This window comes from Streptomyces sp. NPDC020299 (assembly GCF_044387825.1).
Taxonomy (GTDB): domain Bacteria; phylum Actinomycetota; class Actinomycetes; order Streptomycetales; family Streptomycetaceae; genus Streptomyces.
The window spans coordinates 145,059-162,145 of the sequence record NZ_JBIRWL010000016.1 but is presented as its reverse complement, the minus strand read 5'-3'; the positions used below and the strand labels follow the sequence as shown (position 1 = coordinate 162,145).

Below are 17,087 nucleotides of genomic sequence, written 5' to 3'. Positions count from 1 at the left end.
CGCTCTCCCTCCTACCGGTGGTGCTGGTAAGCGGCCGTGACGCGCCGTTCACCCGGGTCATGTCCGGTGACGACCACGGTGGCGCCCTGGGCGAGCAGGGTGGGGCCGGGGAAGTCGACGGGCACCGGCTTCACGTCGACGGGCTGGTCGGGCGTGGGGCAGGGCGGCGGGAACGGGGCGGCCGTCTCGATCAGCCGCCGGTAGTGGTCGAGCCACTTGGCGTTGTTGAAGCTGACCGCCGCGGTGACGCGGCCCTGGTAGCCGTACGCGGCGACGAAACGGCGGTCGGACACCGACCCCTGGCTGACGACCACCTCGTCGGCGAAGGTCGGTACGCCGACGGACTTGATGTTGACGCCGAACTGGATCGACCAGAACACCGGGATGGACAGGTGGGGCCAGCGGTCCGCCTGGCCGCTGACCATGTTGTGCGCCGCGACCTCGGCCTGTTCCACGGCGTTGGCCCAGTGTTCCAGCGAGATGAGCCGGTACTCGTAGACCGGGTTCGGGCAGCGCGCCACGTCCCCGGCGACGAAGACGTCGTCGGTGAGCAGGCCGTCGATGGTGAGGGCCCGGCAGCCCGTGTCGCAGGCGATCCCCCACGGGCCGGCGGCCAGTCCCGAGCCCCGCAGCCATTCGGTGTTGCGGATGCCGCCGAGCGCCACCACGGCCACGTCGGCGTCGATCGTGCTGCCGTCGTCGAAGTGGGCCCGGCGGAAGCGGCCCCGCGCGTCGCCCTCCAGCTGGGTGACCTTGACACCGCAGCGCAGGTCGACGCCGTGAGCGCGCTGCATGTCCGCCGCGACCTCGCCGATCATGGCGCCGAGCGCCCCGACCAGCGGGGCCGGCGCGAGTTCGGCGACGGTCACCGGGATGTCCCGTTCGCGGCAGACGGAGGCGATCTCGGACCCGGTGAATCCCGCGCCGATGACCAGCACGCGGGAGGGCCCGGCGGCGAGGGCTCGCTGCAGGCTCTCGGCGTGTTCGCGCGTTCGTACGACGAATACGCCGTCCAGGTCCGCCTCGGCCTCGACGAACCACGGCCGGGCCCGTACCCCGGTGGAGATCAGCACCCGGTCGAAGGGAATCTCGCGTCCGTCGGCGAGACGCACGTGGTTGGCCGCCAGGTCCAGCCCGGCGGCGGGTACGCCCAGCAGCCACTCCGCGTCGATGTCACGGCGTCGCGGCAGCATGGTGCCCCCGGCCGGCACCCAGCCGGTCAGTACCTGCTTGGACAGGGGAGGCCGGTCGTAGGGCTCGCCCGTCTCGTCACCGATCATGGTCAGCGATCCGGTGAATCCCTCGTCGCGGAGGGCCTCCGCGGCCCGCAGTCCCGCCAGGGACGCTCCGACGACCACGACGCGGCCGTCACGCTTGAACGCTCGCAGGGTGTCGGCGCTGGTCATGACGTCGACGCCTCCATCGGTACGTTCCGCCCCTCCAACTGGTCGACCAGGATCGCCTGGACCGGGCAGGCCGCCGCGGCCCGCAGGACCTGGTCGCGCCGGGCGTCGTCGGGGTTCGGGTCGTACATCAGCGCTTCTTCGCCGTGCATCCGGAACGCGTCCGGGGCGAGGAACGCGCACTGCGCGTAGCCTTCGCACCGGGAAAGATCAACGACAACTCTCATCCCGACCTCCACAGGGATTGCGAGCTGCGGACCGATGACAGGGTCAGGTCCTCTGGGCGGTTCTACAGACGCCGGTCGTTCTGTCCGCGACGAGTCGTCCTGTCCGCGACGAGTGGTTGTTCCTGCGGAGAGCCGACGGGCGGGGTGCGCACCCTCGTAAAACGGTATCCCCCGGGCATGTCACCCGCACCCGGGGAACTTCGTTCACCCGCCCGCCGCGTGCCCGTGCGGCGGTGATCGCTGGCGCCGATGCTTGCCGCATGGGTCAAGTGCTGGGTGATGTGCTGGGCCTGGCGGCCGGTGTGGCCGTCAGTCCGCTGCCGATCATCGCCATCATCATCGTGCTGGCGACGCCTCGTGGACGCGTGAACGGGTTGGTGTTCGCCACCGGCTGGGTGGTGGGCCTGTCCGCCTTGGGCGCGGTGATGCTGCTTATCGGCGGCAAGGGCGGTGCCGGAGCCCAGGGACAGCCCGCCGACTGGGTGGGGGCTCTCAAGCTCGCGCTGGGGGTGGCGCTGGTTCTGCTCGCCGTGCGGCTGTGGCGTCATCGTCCTGCGGATGCCACACAGGCGCAGTTGCCTCAGTGGATGGCCGCGCTCGACCGCTTCACCCCGGTGAAGATCTTCCTTCTCGCCCTGCTGCTGTCCGCCGGAAACCTGAAGAACGCCCCGCTGACCATCGCCGCGGCGGCCACCATCAGCTCGTCGGGACTGCCGGCCGGAGAGCAGATCGCCGCGCTGGCGATCTTCGTCCTCGTCGCCTCCCTCGGGCTGCTGACTCCGCTGGGGGTCTTCCTGGTCATGGGCGAGCGGGCGAAGAGCACGCTGGGCAACTGGAAGGAATGGGCGGCGCGGCACAACACGGCTGTCATGGCGGTGCTGTTCTTCGTGTTCGGGCTGAAGCTGCTGGGGGACGGGATCGGCGTGCTGAGTTCCTGACGGAGTTCGTGCTGAGTTCCTGACGGAGTTCATGTCACGGACGCGCATCCCGGTCCCGCACCGGAGGCGGGCTTCCGAGGCGGCCGGCCAGCCGCGGTTCCTGGGCCGCCACGGCACCCGCGCTGATGCTGATCGCGACGGCGACACAGACCGCGATCAACCACGACAGCATGATGAACACCGAGCCGAGGGAGCCGTACTCGGCGAGGGCGTGGTTGAGGGCCCGCGGCAGGTACAGCCGTGCGGTCACGCTCAGTGCGGTGAGGGCGACAGCTGTGATCACCGCGCCGGGCAGCAGCGGCTTCCAGGCGATCAGGCCGCCGAGCAGCAGGTGCTGGGTCCACCACCACAGCCCCGTCAGACCCACCAGCGTGATCGGGATCCCCAGCCAGGCCCCGACGCCGAACCCGTCGCGCAGGGGACCCTGCACCAGCAGTGCCCCCAGCCACAGGACGAGCCAGGCCAGCCAGCGCCAGGGGGCGATCCGGGTTCCTGCCCGGGGGATCTCCCAGGCCCGTTTGCACAGCCGTTGCATCGCCCTGCTGACCGCGGTGGCCGAGAGCAGCACCATCAGTCCGCCCACCACACCGGTCGCCTGCCGCAGATCGCCCGAGGTGGGAGTGAGCGCGTGTACGAGCTGGGCGTTCGCGGCTCCCGTGACCCCGAAGACGGTGCGTACGGACGTGATGAGCTGCTGCCGTACCGGAGGGGGAGCGTACGCCCCGACCACGAAGAGCAGCGGGACCGCGGTCAGGAAGCACTGCGCCGCCAGGCGGGTGGCGGAGTCGAAGACGTTCACCGACACCAAGCGGTCCGCGAGGTGGGTGACCACCGGGAACCGGGCCGCCGCCCGGGAGTGCGCGGACCGGGCGGCGGCGACCAGCCGATGCGCCAGCTGATGCGGCGCCAGCCGATGCGCCGATCCCCGCCGACGGGAGGTACCGGCGGTCCGGTGATGCGATGTGAGCATGTTCCCAGAGTGGGGGACCTGGCGCTCCGCAGCACGTCAGGCACGGCGCGCCCGCCCCGGCCCGTACTCCGGGGCGCCGCCGCTTCTGTTGCGGAGGGCGGCGGCCCGGCGTTGGAATCAAGTGTGAGGCACTTTGGCGGCGCCGTGTCCGCAGGCCGCCCCGCTCCCGGGACGGGGTCCGGCCGGAAGGGGCTCAAGAGCGACGCCCTGGGCATGTTCTCCTCGGTGGTCATCGGGCTGGCCTCCACCGCCCCGGCGTACAGCCTCGCGGCGACGCTGGGGCTCATCGTGGCGGCGGTCGGCCTGCAGGCCCCGATCGTCATCATGCTGTCGTTCGTCCCGATGCTGCTGATCGCGTACGCGTTCCGGGAGCTCAACGCGAGCAACGCCGACTGCGGAACCACCTTCACCTGGGCGACCCGCGCCTTCGGTCCCCGCACCGGCTGGATGGGCGGCTGGGGCATCATCGTCGCCAACGTCATCGTCATGGCGAGCCTCGCCGAGATCGCCGGTACCTACAGTTTCCGGCTGGTGGGCCTGGACGGGCTGGCGAGTAGCCGGCTGTGGACCACCGTGGCGGGCATCGTCTGGATCGCCGTGATGACCGCGGTCTGCTACGTCGGCATCCAGTTCTCCGCCGCCCTCCAGCGCTGGCTGCTGTGCCTGGAAGTGGGGATGCTGCTCCTCTTCGCCGTGGCCGCGCTGGTGAGGGTCTACACCGACGCGCCCCCGACGGCGATCCATGTCTCCGCCTCCTGGTTCAACCCCTTCGAGGTGTCCTCGGTGAAGGGCCTCACCTCGGGCCTCCTCGCGGGCGTTTTCATCTACTGGGGCTGGGACACCGCCGTCTCGATCAACGAGGAGACCGTCGACAGCACCCGCATCCCCGGCCGCGCCGCGGTCCTGTCCACCGTGCTGCTCCTGATCATGTACGCGCTGGTGGCCACCTCGGCGCAGGCCTTCGCCGGAGTCGGCTCCTCGGGCATCGGGCTGGGCAACAGCGGCAAGTCCGACGATGTGTTCTCCGGACTGGGCGACGCCGTCTTCGGGAGCCAGAACGCGGGGCTCGTCCTGTCGAGCCTGCTGATCCTGATGGTCCTGACCTCGGCGCTGGCCTCCACCCAGACCACCATCCTGCCCCTGGCCCGGACGGTCTTCTCCATGGCGGTCCACAAGGCCGTCCCCGCCCGGTTCGCCCGGGTCCACCGCAGGTTCCTCACCCCGACCTGGTCGACCGTCGGCATGGGGGCGCTCTCGATCGCCTTCCTCGTCCTGCTGACCTCCTTCAGCGGGAACGTCCTGGCCGACTCGATCGACTCCGTCGGCCTCGCGATCACCTTCCACTACGGACTGACCGGCTTCGCCTGCCTCTGGTACCACCGCAAGGTCCTCACCCGCAGCAACAAGGACCTCGTCTTCAAGGGCGTACTGCCCGGTCTTGGCGGGCTGATCATGCTCTGCCTGTTCCTCTACGCCACCTACGTCTACGCGGCCCCCGGGTACGGCGCGACCAGCGTCGACCTGCCCCTGATCGGCCCGACCGGCGGGGTCACCGTCATCGGCCTGGGCGCCCTGCTGCTCGGGGCGCTGCTGCTGCCGGTGGTCACCCGTGGCCACACCGTGGCGCTCAAACTCCAGCGGGGCCTGCTGCCCCGCCGTCTGCCGCGGCACACCGCCCTCGACTCGGCGAGCCGCTATCTGCCCGCCGACAGCGGGTCCGGGGTGGGCGGCGACTGGTACGACGTCATCCCGCTGTCGGGCACCCGGGTCGGCCTGGTCGTCGGGGACGTGCTCGGGCACGGGCTGCGCGCCGCGGCCACCATGGGAAGCCTGCGTACGGGGGTGCGCGTCCTGGCCCGGCTGGACCTGACCCCGGACGAGCTCCTGTCCCGCCTCGACGACCTGGCCGAGCAGACCGCGCACGAGCGCGGGAACGGCCACGACCCGGGCCTGCTGAGGCGGCGGGCGCCCGCCGACGTCCGGGTGACCTGTCTGTACGCGGTGTACGACCCCGTGTCGGGCAAGTGCAGCCTGGCGCGGGCCGGGGAGTCGCTGCTGGCGGTCGTCGAACCGCACACGGGCGTCGTCGACTATCCGGAACTGCCGCCCGGACCGCCGCTCGGAGTCGGCGGCGAGCCCTACCAGAGCACGGAACTCCAGCTCCCGCCGGGCAGCCTCGTCGCGCTCTTCACGGGCGGCCTCCTCCAGGCGACGGACGGCCGCGACGCCGGGCTCGCACAGCTGTCGGACGTCCTCGCCGGCGACCGGAGCTCCCTGGAGGAACTGTGCGACCGGGCGGTGACCACCCTGCTGCCCGGACCGGTGGACCAGGACGCGACGCTGCTCGTGGCCCGCACCCGCCTGCTCAACCGGAACCAGTTCGCCGAGTGGGGGCTGTCCCCGAACCCGGCCGCTGTGGCCACCATCCGCGGCGCCGTCAGCAAGCAGCTCGGCGACTGGGGGCTGGACGAACTGGCGTTCACCAGCGAACTCATCGTCAGCGAACTGGTCACCAACGCCATCCGCTACGTCGGCGGCCCGATCCAGGTACGCCTGATCCGCGACCGTAACCTGATCTGCGAGGTCTCCGACACCGGCCACACCACCCCCAACCTGCGGCACGCCGCGAGCGACGACGAGGGCGGCCGGGGCCTGTTCATCATCGCCCAGATGACCCATCACTGGGGCACGCGCTACACCCCCACCGGCAAGACGATCTGGACCGAGCAGGACCTGCTGCCGTAACGGGACCTGCTGCCGTAACGGCCGGCGTCGGCGCCGCGCGAACCACCCGCGGAGGGTGATGCCGCCCCCGCTGACCATGCCGCACCTTGAGGGGGCGACGAAGGGACGAGCAGGCGATGGCCGACGAGAGAGCCGAGGGGGCCGCGGACGGCCGGGCGTGGTACGCGCTGCCGACCGGGGAAGTGGCCGCGGCCTTCGATGTGGACCCGGCCGGGGGGCTGCCCGCGGCGCGGGCGGCGGAGCGGCTCCGGGCGGACGGGCCGAACGCGCTGCCCGAGGAGAAACCCGTGCCGGGCTGGCGCCGCTACCTGGCCCAGTACCGCAGCTACATGCAGCTGGTCCTGGTGAGCGCCGCCGTGGTCTCGCTGCTGATCAAGGAGTGGAGCACGGGAGTGCTGCTGCTCGTCCTGACGGTCCTCAACGCGGTCGTCGGGATGCGGCAGGAGGGCAAGGCGGAGAGCGCCATGAACGCGCTCAAGTCGATGATGAAGGCGACGGCCCGGGTGCGCAGGGACGGGACGGAGTCCGAGATCCCCGCCGAGGAGGTCGTCGTCGGCGACGTGGTGCTGCTCGCGGCGGGGGACGAGGTGCCGGCCGACGGCCGGATCGTCGCGGCCAACGCCCTGCAGATCGACGAGTCGGCGCTGACCGGTGAGAGCGTGCCGGCGGTGAAGGAGACGGGAACCCTGACCGGGACCGGCCTGCCGCCCGGGGACCGCCGGAACATGGCGTTCATGAACACGCCGGTCACCCACGGCAGCGGGACGGTGATCGTCACGGCCACCGGCTCCGGTACCGAACTCGGCCGCATCTCCGGGATGCTGTCGGCCACCCCGCGCGAGGCCTCACCGCTGAGCCAGGAGATGGACCGGCTCACTCTGTGGATCACGGCGACGGCCGGGCTGACGATGATCGTGATGTTCGTCCTGGGACGCAGCCGGGGTACGGCGTGGGACGCGCTGTTCGTGAGTGCCGTCTCGCTGGCCATCGCCGCCATCCCGGAGGCCCTGCCCACCGTGACGCAGACGATCCTGTCCATCGGCGCCGTCGACCTGGCCCGGCGCGAGGCGATCGTGAAGGACCTGCCGTCGGTGGAGGCGCTGGGCTTCACCTCGGCCGTCAACTCCGACAAGACCGGCACGCTCACCATGAACCAGATGACGGCCGTGGAGGTGGTGGACCCCGGTGACCGCTACACCGTCTCCGGCACCGGGTACGGCCTTCAGGGCAAGGTCCACCACGCCGTCGGCAGCGCACCGGACATGGAGAGCGCGATCCTGCCCTACCTCGTGGCCAACGACGCGCGACTGGTGGACGGCGAGGTCGTCGGCGATCCCACGGAGGGCGCGCTGCTGGTGCTCGGCCACAAGGCCGGGGTGGACATCGACGCCACCCGGGACCGGCTGCCGCGGCTGGCCACCCTGCCCTTCGACCCGTCGTACAAGCTGATGGCCACCTTCAACGCGGCCACGGACGCCGCGGGCCGCCCCGTCGTGCGCTGCTTCGTGAAAGGGGCGGCGCCCGCCATGATGGAGCGGGCCGGCAGCGCGCTGTCGGGGGGTACCGCCGTCCCGTGGGACGACGCACTGAGGGGCCGGGCGCAGGAGCACGTCGAGCGCATGGGCAGGGAGGGCCTGCGGGTGATGGCCGCCGCACAACGCGACCTCGACCCCGCGGAGTTCGACAGCGCGGGCGACCTGCTCGGCTACGTCACCGAACTGCGGATGACGAGCCTGGTCGGGATGGTCGACCCGCCGCGGCCCGAGTCGCGCACCGCGGTGGCGGACGCGCAGGCCGCTCACGTCAGGGTGCGCATGGTGACCGGGGACGACGTCGTCACCGGTGCGGCCATCGCCCGGCAGCTGGGGATCGAGGGGGAGGCCATGCTCGGCGCGGACTTCGCCGCGCTGCCCGAGAACGAGCGGCTCGACCGGATCGACGGCGTCGGGGTCGTCGGCCGGGTCGCCCCCGAGCACAAGGTGCTGCTCGCCGACACCCTGCGCAAGAAGGGCCATGTGGTGGCCATGACCGGCGACGGCGTCAACGACGCCCCGGCGATCAAGGCGGCCGACGTCGGGATCGCCATGGGATCGGGAACCGAGGTCGCCAAGAACGCCGGGCGCATGGTGCTGGCCGACGACAACTTCGCCACGATCGTCTTCGCCGTCGAGCAGGGCCGCAAGATCTACGACAACCTCACCAAGTACATCCGGTTCGTCCTCGTCCTCCTCGTCGTCTTCGTGCTGACGTTCCTCGGTGCGGCGCTGTTCGACATAGCCGCCGGCGAACCCTTCACCCCGGCACAGGTGCTGTGGATCCACTTCTTCGTCAACGCGGCCTTCGGTTTCGCGCTCGGCTTCGACCGGCAGAGCCCCGGCCTCATGGAACGCCGGCCGCGGCCACGCGGCATGCCCGTGCTGAGCAGGGGAGTGGTCATCACGGTCGGGCTCTCCGGGCTGGTGATCACCATCGGTCTGCTCCTGCTGATCAAGCTGGGGGAGTCGCGCTTCGGCAGTGCCGCCGTCGGCCAGTCGATGGCGTTCACGTCCTTCGCGCTCTGCCTCATCGTGGCCGCGCTGGAGTGCCGCAGCGAGACGGACACCGTGCTCACCACCGCCAGCTTCGACAGCAAGCAGATGAACCGGGCCATGCTCGTCGAGTTCGTCCTCGCGGTCCTGGTCACCCAGATGGACGCCTTCCGCCGGCTGCTCGGAACGACCGAACTGAATCTGCCGCAGTTCGCCTGGACGCTGGTGCCGGCCCTGGCGCTGCTGGCGCTGTGGGAGATCGGGAAGTTCCTCGCCCGCTGGAACGGCGGACCCTCAGTGCGAAAGTGACCGGTCGGGCCGGGCCAGTGCCAGGCGCAGCACGCGCCGCCAGTCGGCCGGGGGCCTGTTCGGCGGTGTTCCCGGCCGGTGCCGTGGGACACGGACCCGCAGCGCTCCGGGGGTCACCCGGCAGACCACCGGAGCGGGCAGTACGACGGATTCTCCGTCGATGCCGACCGCGACGGTGTCCCCGTCGGACTCGACGACCACTTCGCGGGCCGTCAGCCGGGTCACGGCCGGTGACCGCCGGCCCCTCCCCAGCAGCCGGGCCGGGAGCCGGGCCGCCTGGGCGGAGTTGTCGACGCGCACACCCAGCACACCCAGCCGTCCGGAGTCGAGGCGTTCCCGCAGCCCGGGGTGCGCCGAGTCGGCGACGGGCCGGTAGGGGTTGTTGCTGACCAGCACGGCCTGCAGCCCCTCGGCGCGCGACTGCCCGGCACGCATCCGCAGCCGTGGCGCAGCCGGGCCGGTGAGGAGAGCGGGCAGCGCCTGAAGTGTCATGCGCAGTTTCGCGTCCCGGTAGGCGGGATCGCCCACCACGACCGCGTAGGTGCCGAAGGAGGCGTTGTTGACGAACACCCGGTCGGCGGCGAACCCCAGGTCGACGCGGAGTTCGACGGCGTCGGTGAAGGCATCGAGGGCCGCTGCCGGGTCGTCCCGGTCGAGACCCAGGTCGAGCGCGAAGTGGTTGCGCGTCCCCGCCGGGATCACCATGAAGGGCACGTCGTGCGCGGCCGCGACCTCGGCGACCAGGGCCTGCGTGCCGTCCCCGCCGGCCACGGCCAGCAGATCGGCTCCCTCGGCCACCGCACGCCGGGCCAGGTCCGCCACGTCCTGGTGGTGCTCCGGGTCCAGCAGGACGACGCGGGCGCCCGCCGCTCTCGCCTGCTCGGCCAGGTGGAACCGGCCGACCTTGCCCCCGCCCGAGCGCGGGTTCATCACGACCCACGGATGCCGCGGGGCCGTCACCGGCCCGGGCTCGGCGCCGTGCCCGGCGGCACGGTCCGCGGGGGTCGTCGCGATCCGGGCGGTCGCCAGTGCCAGCACCCACAGGCCCAGGGAGAGGCAGGCCGGCCAGAGCATGCCGTACGCGGCGAAAAGGGCCAGGCCCACGAGCGGAACGAGTACCACCAGGAGGATCCCGGCGGCCCGGACGGCTCCCGCATGGGCGAGGGCCCACCAGAGTCCGGCGGCCGTCACGGCCACGCCCCCCGCGGCGATCAGTACCCAGAGCAGGCTGCGCAGCCCGGCGGTGACGAGCAGGACGAGCACGCTGCCCAGCAGGGCGAGGAGCGCCAGCCGGGCCCAGGCCGCGGGCGTGCCTCCGCGCCGCTGAGGTCGCACGTCGATCCGGTTCCCGTCACACCCGTCACGCGGCCGGGCGCCTCTCGTCCCGCACCACGCACAGCGCCCAGATGACGAATCCGGAGATGGCGATCGCCAGGACGGACCACACCGGGTAGTAGGGCAGGGAGAGGAAGTTGGCGATGATGAGGAATCCGGCGATCACCACGCCGGCGACCCGCGCCCAGGTCGCCACCTGGAACAGGCCCAGGCTGACCACGAAGGCGACCGCCCCGAGGATGAGGTGGACCCAGCCCCAGCCGGTGAGGTCGTACTGGAAGACGTATCCGGACGTCGTCAGGAAGACGTTGTCGTGGGCGATGCCCATGATGCCGCGGAAGATGTCGAGCACGCCGACGATCGCCAGCATGACGGCGGCGAACATCATCAGACCGACCGCCCAGTGCTGCTTGGCGGATTCCGGGCGTGCGTGGTGTGTCGCGGTCATGATCTGTCTCCTGTCTCCTTACTCCTCCTTCGGCCTAGCTTGCGCACGTCAAGAGCCGGGCCGCCTCACCCTGCGAGGGTGAGGCGGCCCGGCTCGTGTCATCGCACGGATAATCTACGGACACGGAGGGCCGACGTCGGGGAGGCCCGCAAGGGGCGTGTGGGGAGACTGGTCCAGTGTCGAGGCGTAAAGTGCCCGCGGGTGCCTGGATAACCGGGCTGTTGGTGGGGGCACTGGCCATAGTGTTCGCGCTGTCCCTCCAGGCGCGGAAGGGGATTCCGGACGGGGGACTGGCCGGCGGTGCCGCTCCGCAGCCGAGTCCGAAGGCGTCCCACTCCACCGCGCCCAAGACCCCGCAGTACAAGGTGCCCGCCGGCTCCGGGACGGGGCGCCGGGTCGTGTACTCGCTGGGGCAGAAGCGGGTGTGGCTGGTCGGGGCCGACGGCAGGTCCGAACGGACGTTCGCCGTCTGGCCGGGCACGGTGACACCGGCCAAGGGGGCGTTTCCCGTGACGTTCCGGCGTGAGACGGGGGTCGGCAGCGACGGCGTGCAGATAGAGAACGCCGTGTACTTCGGGACCTCCAACGCCTTCTCCAACGCGGTCGACGGCTCCTCGCCGTCGCCGAAACCCGGCCTGCGCACCGGCGCCGTACGCGAGAGCGCGGCGGACGGCAAGGCGATGTGGGACTTCGCCACGAAGGGAACGACCGTCCAGGTCGTCGGCTGACGGCGGACCTGACGGCGGACGGTGGGAACTCCCGGCGTCCAGGACACGTACTCTTGGTAGCAGCACCACCGCTCTCACGAAGGACTAGGACACTGGGCAAGCGACAGCCCGAAGGCCCGCCGCCCGCACCCGCGGTGCAGCGCATCCGACTGCGCTACACCAAGCGCGGCCGCCTCCGGTTCACCAGCCACCGTGACTTCCAGCGCGCCTTCGAGCGTGCGCTGCGCCGTGCCGAGGTGCCGATGGCGTACTCGGCGGGGTTCACGCCGCACCCCAAGGTGTCGTATGCCAATGCCGCACCCACCGGCACGGGCAGTGAGGCGGAGTACCTGGAGATCGCCCTCACCGCGCACCGCGACCCGGAGCCGCTGCGCGCCCTCCTCGACGAGTCGCTGCCCCTCGGGCTCGACATCGTCGACGCGGTCGAGGCACGGACATCGGGACTCGCCGACCGGCTGACGGCTTCCGTGTGGGAGCTCAGGCTGGACGGAGTCGACCCGGCCGAGGCCGAGCGGGCGGTGACGGCCTTCAACGGGGCCGGCGCCGTCGAGGTCCAGCGCATGACCAAGAACGGCGTCCGCACCTTCGACGCTCGACCCGCGGTCGTGAACCTGGAGAGCCAGGAGAGAGTGACAACACAGAGTCAGCAGGCTGATAGGCCGACCGACCAGCCCTGTGCGATACTGCGGCTGGTTGTTCGGCACGTGACGCCTGCCGTACGACCCGACGACGTCCTGTCCGGTCTCCGCGCCGTGGCCGACCTGGCGCCGCCGGTCCCCGCAGCGGTGACCAGGCTGGCGCAGGGGCTGCTCGATGAAGAGACCGGCACGGTGACCGACCCGCTCGCGCCCGACCGCGAGGCGGCGGAGGCCCTCACAACGGCCGTTCCCGCTGCCGCCGCGACGGCGTCGGCGACGGAAGGTTCCGCGTAAGGACGGACGTCGTAGCGCCGCCCTCGTACTCGGGAGCCACCTGGGTCGGGCAGCGCACCGACCACAAGACTTTCGCCAGGCCGTACAAAACAAGGCGTACGGAACCGGCGAGACAGGACACAAAGAGCTCCCGTGCGGCGACCGCGCCGCGAACGGCGGCACCGCGCACCGCGCGAGCCGCGGACGTCAACGGCGGTCGACGAGATCGACGCCGGACCAGGCGCGGCGCCCGGGAGCCTGACGGGAGAAACGCCCGCATGCTCGAGCCGACCGAACCCACCGAGGGTTCCGAACTCAACACCCCCAGCGACACCCTGCCGCCGCGTCGTCGGCGCCGTGCCGCTTCCCGCCCCGCGGGTCCGCCCGCCGGGCCCGAGACCTCGGCCGAGGTCACCGCGCCGGCCATACCGGCCGCCGATGTCGACGAGGTCGAGGAGAAGGTGGCCGCCGAGGTGGAGACCGAAGAGACACCCGCAGCAGAGGCGCCTGCCGTCGAGGCTACGGCCGCCGTGGAGGAGGCCGCGCCCGCTCGTCCGCGTCGCCGTGCGACCCGCCGGGCCGCCGCGCCCGCCGGTTCCCCGGCGTCCACGGAGGCCGCCGAGACGGTCGTACAGGCCGCCGCCCCGGCCCCCGCCGAGGCCGAGGCGCCCGCCGCCGCAGAGGCCGGCGAGCAGGCCGCGCAGGAGGCCGCCCCGGCCCGTACCCGCCGGCGTGCCACGCGCCGGGTGTCCGCCCCCGAGGCCGCGCCCGCGCCGGCGGAGACCGCCGAGCCGGAGGTCGCCGAGGCGGAGACCGTCGAGGCGCCCGCCGCCGAGGCTCCGGCCGCCGTGGAGGAGCCCGCGCCCGCCGCCCGCCCGCGTCGCCGTGCGACCCGCCGGGCCGCCACGCCGAGCGCGGCCGAGGAGGCCGCTCCCGCTGCCGCCGAAACGCCCGTAGCGGCTGCCGAGGCGCCCGCCGTCGAGGCCGAGGAGGCCCCGGAGGAGACCGCTCCGCGCCGCACCCGCCGCCGTGCCACGCGCCGCGTGTCCGCTCCGGCCGGTACCGCGGTGACGGAGGAGACCGCTGTGACCGAAGAGGCCGCCACCGTGCCCGCCCAGCCCGCCGAGGCCCCCGCCGCCGAAGCGCCGCAGGCCCCCGCCGAAGCCCCGCAGACCGAGGCCGAGGCCGCCGCCCCGCGCCGCCGCCGTCGGGTCGTGCGGCAGGCCGCGACCGGGTTCGCCGAGCCCGCGCAGACGGCCGCCGCGCAGGCCGCGGAGGGCGATGCCCCGCGCCGTCCGGCCCGGCCCGCCGTGGCCGTGTTCCAGGCGCCCGTGTTCACCGAGCCGCAGTTCCAGACCCCGCAGCGCGCCGCCGCCGAAGCGGCCGCCGAGGCGGCGGAGACCGACGAGCCCGATGAGGCCGCGGCGGTCGAAGCGGTCGAGGAGTCCCCGGAGGAGCAGACCGGCTCGCGCCGCCGCCGTCGCCGCCGGGGTGGCGAGGAAGCCGAGGCCCGGGCCGAGGAGACCACCGCCGACGAGGCCGAGAAGGCCGGGGAACCGGCGGAGTCCGCCGAGGACCTCGCCGAGGGCGACGAGGCCGACGACACCGACGCCGATGACGACAACGAGGAGACCGGTTCGCGCCGTCGCCGCCGCCGCGGTGGCCGTCGCCGCCGTCGCGGTGACGCCGCCGACGGCGAGGCCGGCGCGGACGGCGAGTCCGAGGAGCTGGCCGCCGAGCAGGCCGAGCAGGATGCCGAGGACACCGCCGAGCAGGAGGAAGAGGACGCCGACGACGCTCGTGGCGACGAGTCGTCCGGCGGCTCCAGCTCCAGCCGTCGCCGCCGCCGGCGCCGTCGTCGCGCCGGTGACTCCGGCACCGACGCCGAGCCCGGCGAGGGCGACCCGGAGCGTACGGTCGTCAAGGTCCGCGAGCCCCGCAAGGCCGCCGAGCCGTCCGACGAGGTGCAGTCCATCAAGGGCTCGACCCGACTGGAGGCCAAGAAGCAGCGCCGCCGGGAAGGCCGCGAGCAGGGCCGCCGCCGCGTCCCGATCATCACCGAGGCCGAGTTCCTGGCCCGCCGCGAGGCCGTCGAGCGTGTGATGGTCGTCCGCCAGAACGGCGACCGCACGCAGATCGGCGTCCTGGAGGACGGCGTGCTCGTCGAGCACTACGTCAACAAGGAGCAGTCGACCTCGTACGTCGGCAACGTCTACCTGGGCAAGGTCCAGAACGTGCTGCCGTCGATGGAGGCCGCCTTCATCGACATCGGCAAGGGCCGCAACGCGGTCCTGTACGCCGGTGAGGTCAACTTCGAGGCGCTGGGCATGGCCAACGGCCCGCGCCGTATCGAGTCCGCCCTGAAGTCCGGCCAGTCGGTCCTCGTCCAGGTGACGAAGGACCCGATCGGCCACAAGGGCGCCCGCCTGACCAGCCAGGTCTCCCTCCCGGGCCGCTACCTCGTGTACGTCCCCGAGGGCTCGATGACCGGCATCAGCCGCAAGCTGCCCGACACCGAGCGCGCCCGGCTGAAGACCATCCTCAAGAAGATCGTCCCCGAGGACGCGGGCGTCATCGTGCGCACCGCCGCCGAGGGCGCGAGCGAGGAGGAGCTGCGCCGGGACGTCGAGCGGCTGCAGGCGCAGTGGGAGGACATCCAGAAGAAGGCCAAGAACGGCAACGCCCCGACGCTGCTGTACGGCGAGCCGGACATGACCGTCCGGGTCGTGCGCGACATCTTCAACGAGGACTTCTCCAAGGTCGTCGTCAGCGGCGAGGACGCCTGGGAGACGATCCACGGGTACGTCTCGCACGTCGCGCCGGACCTGGCCGAGCGGCTGTCGAAGTGGACCTCCGAGGTCGACGCCTTCGCCACCTACCGGATCGACGAGCAGCTCGCCAAGGCCCTGGACCGCAAGGTCTGGCTGCCCAGCGGCGGTTCGCTGGTGATCGACCGGACCGAGGCGATGGTCGTCGTCGACGTCAACACCGGCAAGTTCACCGGCCAGGGCGGCAACCTCGAGGAGACCGTCACCAGGAACAACCTGGAGGCGGCCGAGGAGATCGTCCGCCAGCTGCGGCTGCGCGACCTCGGCGGCATCATCGTGATCGACTTCATCGACATGGTGCTGGAGTCCAACCGGGACCTGGTGCTGCGGCGTCTGCTGGAGTGCCTGGGCCGGGACCGTACGAAGCACCAGGTCGCCGAGGTCACCTCGCTGGGTCTGGTCCAGATGACCCGCAAGCGGGTCGGCCAGGGTCTGCTGGAGTCCTTCTCCGAGACCTGCGTCCACTGCAACGGCCGTGGTGTCATCGTGCACATGGAGCAGCCGACCGCCCCCGGGGGTGGTGGCGGCAAGCGCAAGAAGCGCGGGCGCGGTGGCGACGGTCAGGTGACCGAGCAGGAGACCGTGTCCGTGGCCTCCGGCGTCGCCGCGACCGTCGAGGAGGAGGCCGAGGTCGAGGCCGTGGCGGAGGTCGCGGCCGAGATCGCCGAGCCGGTGGCGCTGCCCGCGCCGGACTTCTCCCCGGACGAGGAGCTGTACAGCAGCGTCGCCGAGGCGGAGGCCGCCGCCACCCGTGGCCGTTCGCGGCGCCGGGCCAGCAGGCGGGCGTCGGCTCCGGCCGGCGCGCCCAGGGCGGAGACCCGCAAGAAGGAGGCCCCCGAGGCGGAGGCCGAGGTCGTCGAGGCCCCGACCGCCCAGGACGTCTCCGTCGCGGCGGAGACCGAGCGTCCGGTGCTGCCGGAGCCGGCCGCCGAGGCGCAGGCCGAGCCCGTCGCCGTCGAGGACCCGGTCGTGCCGGTGGCGCAGGCCGAGGCTCCCGCCCCGGCCGCCGAGGAGGCCGCGCCCAAGGGCCGTACGCGCCGCCGGGCGACCCGCAAGGTGTCGGCTCCGGCCGGTGCCCCCGAGGGGGCCGAGGCGTCCGTGGTGACGATCACCGAGCCGGTGGCACCCGCCGCCGAGACCCCGGTGGCGGAGCCCGAGGCCCCGGTGGCACAGCCCGAGGCCGCGGTCGAGGAGGCGCCCGCCGAGAGCGCCGCCCCGGCCCGTCCGCGCCGCCGTGCCGTGCGCAAGGCCACCGCGCCCACCGCGTCCGAGGAGGCGGCCGTCGTGGTCGTCCCGTCGGCGGAGGCGCCCGCAGCGGCCGCCGAGGTCGTGGAGGCCGCCGAGGAGGCGGCTCCGGCCAAGAAGACGGCCCGCAAGGCCGCCAAGAAGGCCACCGCGAAGAAGGCCGCCACCAAGGCGACCACGGCGAAGAAGACCGCGGCCAAGAAGACGGCCGCCAAGAAGACGACGGCCAAGAAGGCGGCGAAGACCGCCAAGACGGCCGCCGCCAAGACGACGGCGAAGAAGACCACGGTCTCCGCCGCCACCGACGAGGGCTGACCCGGCAAGGTCGGCACGCTGTGCGGCCGGTCCACGTGACCGGCCGCACAGCGGCGGGGCCCGGCCCGGTTTGACCCCTTCGACCGTGGCCCCGTAACCTTGACCCTCGGCGTGTTCCGTGGATATGGACGCGCCACATCCCCGTAAACCTCTTCCT

General features: G+C 72.5%; 11 protein-coding genes. 6 read left to right on the top strand and 5 right to left on the bottom strand.

From position 1 onward, the window contains the following. Nucleotides 1–11: 11 nt before the first annotated feature. Both ACH45E_RS33970 and ACH45E_RS33965 read right to left on the bottom strand, forming a co-directional pair. Entirely contained in the window at nucleotides 12–1,406 is a 1,395-nt protein-coding gene (locus ACH45E_RS33970) for an NAD(P)/FAD-dependent oxidoreductase (RefSeq protein WP_399042118.1), read from the bottom strand. Further along, nucleotides 1,403–1,630: a ferredoxin gene (locus ACH45E_RS33965; protein ID WP_399042116.1), complete on the bottom strand. Its 228-nt coding sequence runs from the start codon at nucleotides 1,628–1,630 to the stop codon at nucleotides 1,403–1,405. Before ACH45E_RS33965 ends, ACH45E_RS33970 begins: the two co-directional genes overlap by 4 nt. Nucleotides 1,631–1,863: 233 nt before the next feature. On the opposite strand from ACH45E_RS33965, the gene ACH45E_RS33960 reads away from it, so the two are divergent. Next, entirely contained in the window at nucleotides 1,864–2,568 is a 705-nt protein-coding gene (locus tag ACH45E_RS33960) for a GAP family protein (protein WP_361451162.1), read from the top strand. Between the two features lie 34 nt (nucleotides 2,569–2,602). On the opposite strand, the gene ACH45E_RS33955 is transcribed toward ACH45E_RS33960, so the two are convergent. Next, nucleotides 2,603–3,538 carry a YhjD/YihY/BrkB family envelope integrity protein gene (locus tag ACH45E_RS33955; RefSeq protein WP_361451159.1) on the bottom strand — a complete coding sequence of 312 codons (936 nt, stop codon included), beginning with the start codon at nucleotides 3,536–3,538 and terminating at the stop codon, nucleotides 2,603–2,605. A gap of 144 nt (nucleotides 3,539–3,682) precedes the next feature. Here ACH45E_RS33955 and ACH45E_RS33950 point away from each other — a divergent pair, with 144 nt between their 5' ends. Next, nucleotides 3,683–6,283, top strand: a complete 2,601-nt coding sequence (locus ACH45E_RS33950) for an amino acid permease (protein WP_399042114.1) — start codon at nucleotides 3,683–3,685, stop codon at nucleotides 6,281–6,283. Nucleotides 6,284–6,399: 116 nt separating this feature from the next. Continuing rightward, complete coding sequence (locus tag ACH45E_RS33945; RefSeq protein WP_361451156.1) at nucleotides 6,400–9,120, top strand: HAD-IC family P-type ATPase; 2,721 nt, start codon at nucleotides 6,400–6,402, stop codon at nucleotides 9,118–9,120. On the opposite strand, the gene ACH45E_RS33940 is transcribed toward ACH45E_RS33945, so the two are convergent. Then, complete coding sequence (locus tag ACH45E_RS33940) at nucleotides 9,106–10,455, bottom strand: diacylglycerol kinase family protein (protein WP_361451153.1); 1,350 nt, start codon at nucleotides 10,453–10,455, stop codon at nucleotides 9,106–9,108. The two genes, ACH45E_RS33945 and ACH45E_RS33940, sit on opposite strands and share 15 nt — an antisense overlap. 25 nt (nucleotides 10,456–10,480) lie before the next feature. Further along, nucleotides 10,481–10,903, bottom strand: coding sequence for a hypothetical protein (locus ACH45E_RS33935; protein WP_361451150.1), 423 nt, complete (start codon nucleotides 10,901–10,903; stop codon nucleotides 10,481–10,483). Nucleotides 10,904–11,079: 176 nt separating this feature from the next. Here ACH45E_RS33935 and ACH45E_RS33930 point away from each other — a divergent pair, with 176 nt between their 5' ends. From ACH45E_RS33930 to ACH45E_RS33920, 3 genes are all read left to right on the top strand, one after another. Continuing rightward, nucleotides 11,080–11,631, top strand: a complete 552-nt coding sequence (locus tag ACH45E_RS33930; RefSeq protein WP_361451147.1) for a hypothetical protein — start codon at nucleotides 11,080–11,082, stop codon at nucleotides 11,629–11,631. A gap of 134 nt (nucleotides 11,632–11,765) precedes the next feature. Then, nucleotides 11,766–12,563 (top strand): TIGR03936 family radical SAM-associated protein, encoded by a 798-nt coding sequence (locus ACH45E_RS33925; RefSeq protein WP_361451144.1) that lies wholly within the window; start codon nucleotides 11,766–11,768, stop codon nucleotides 12,561–12,563. Nucleotides 12,564–12,820: 257 nt separating this feature from the next. Next, nucleotides 12,821–16,930, top strand: coding sequence for an Rne/Rng family ribonuclease (locus ACH45E_RS33920; RefSeq protein WP_361451141.1), 4,110 nt, complete (start codon nucleotides 12,821–12,823; stop codon nucleotides 16,928–16,930). Nucleotides 16,931–17,087: the final 157 nt, after the last annotated feature.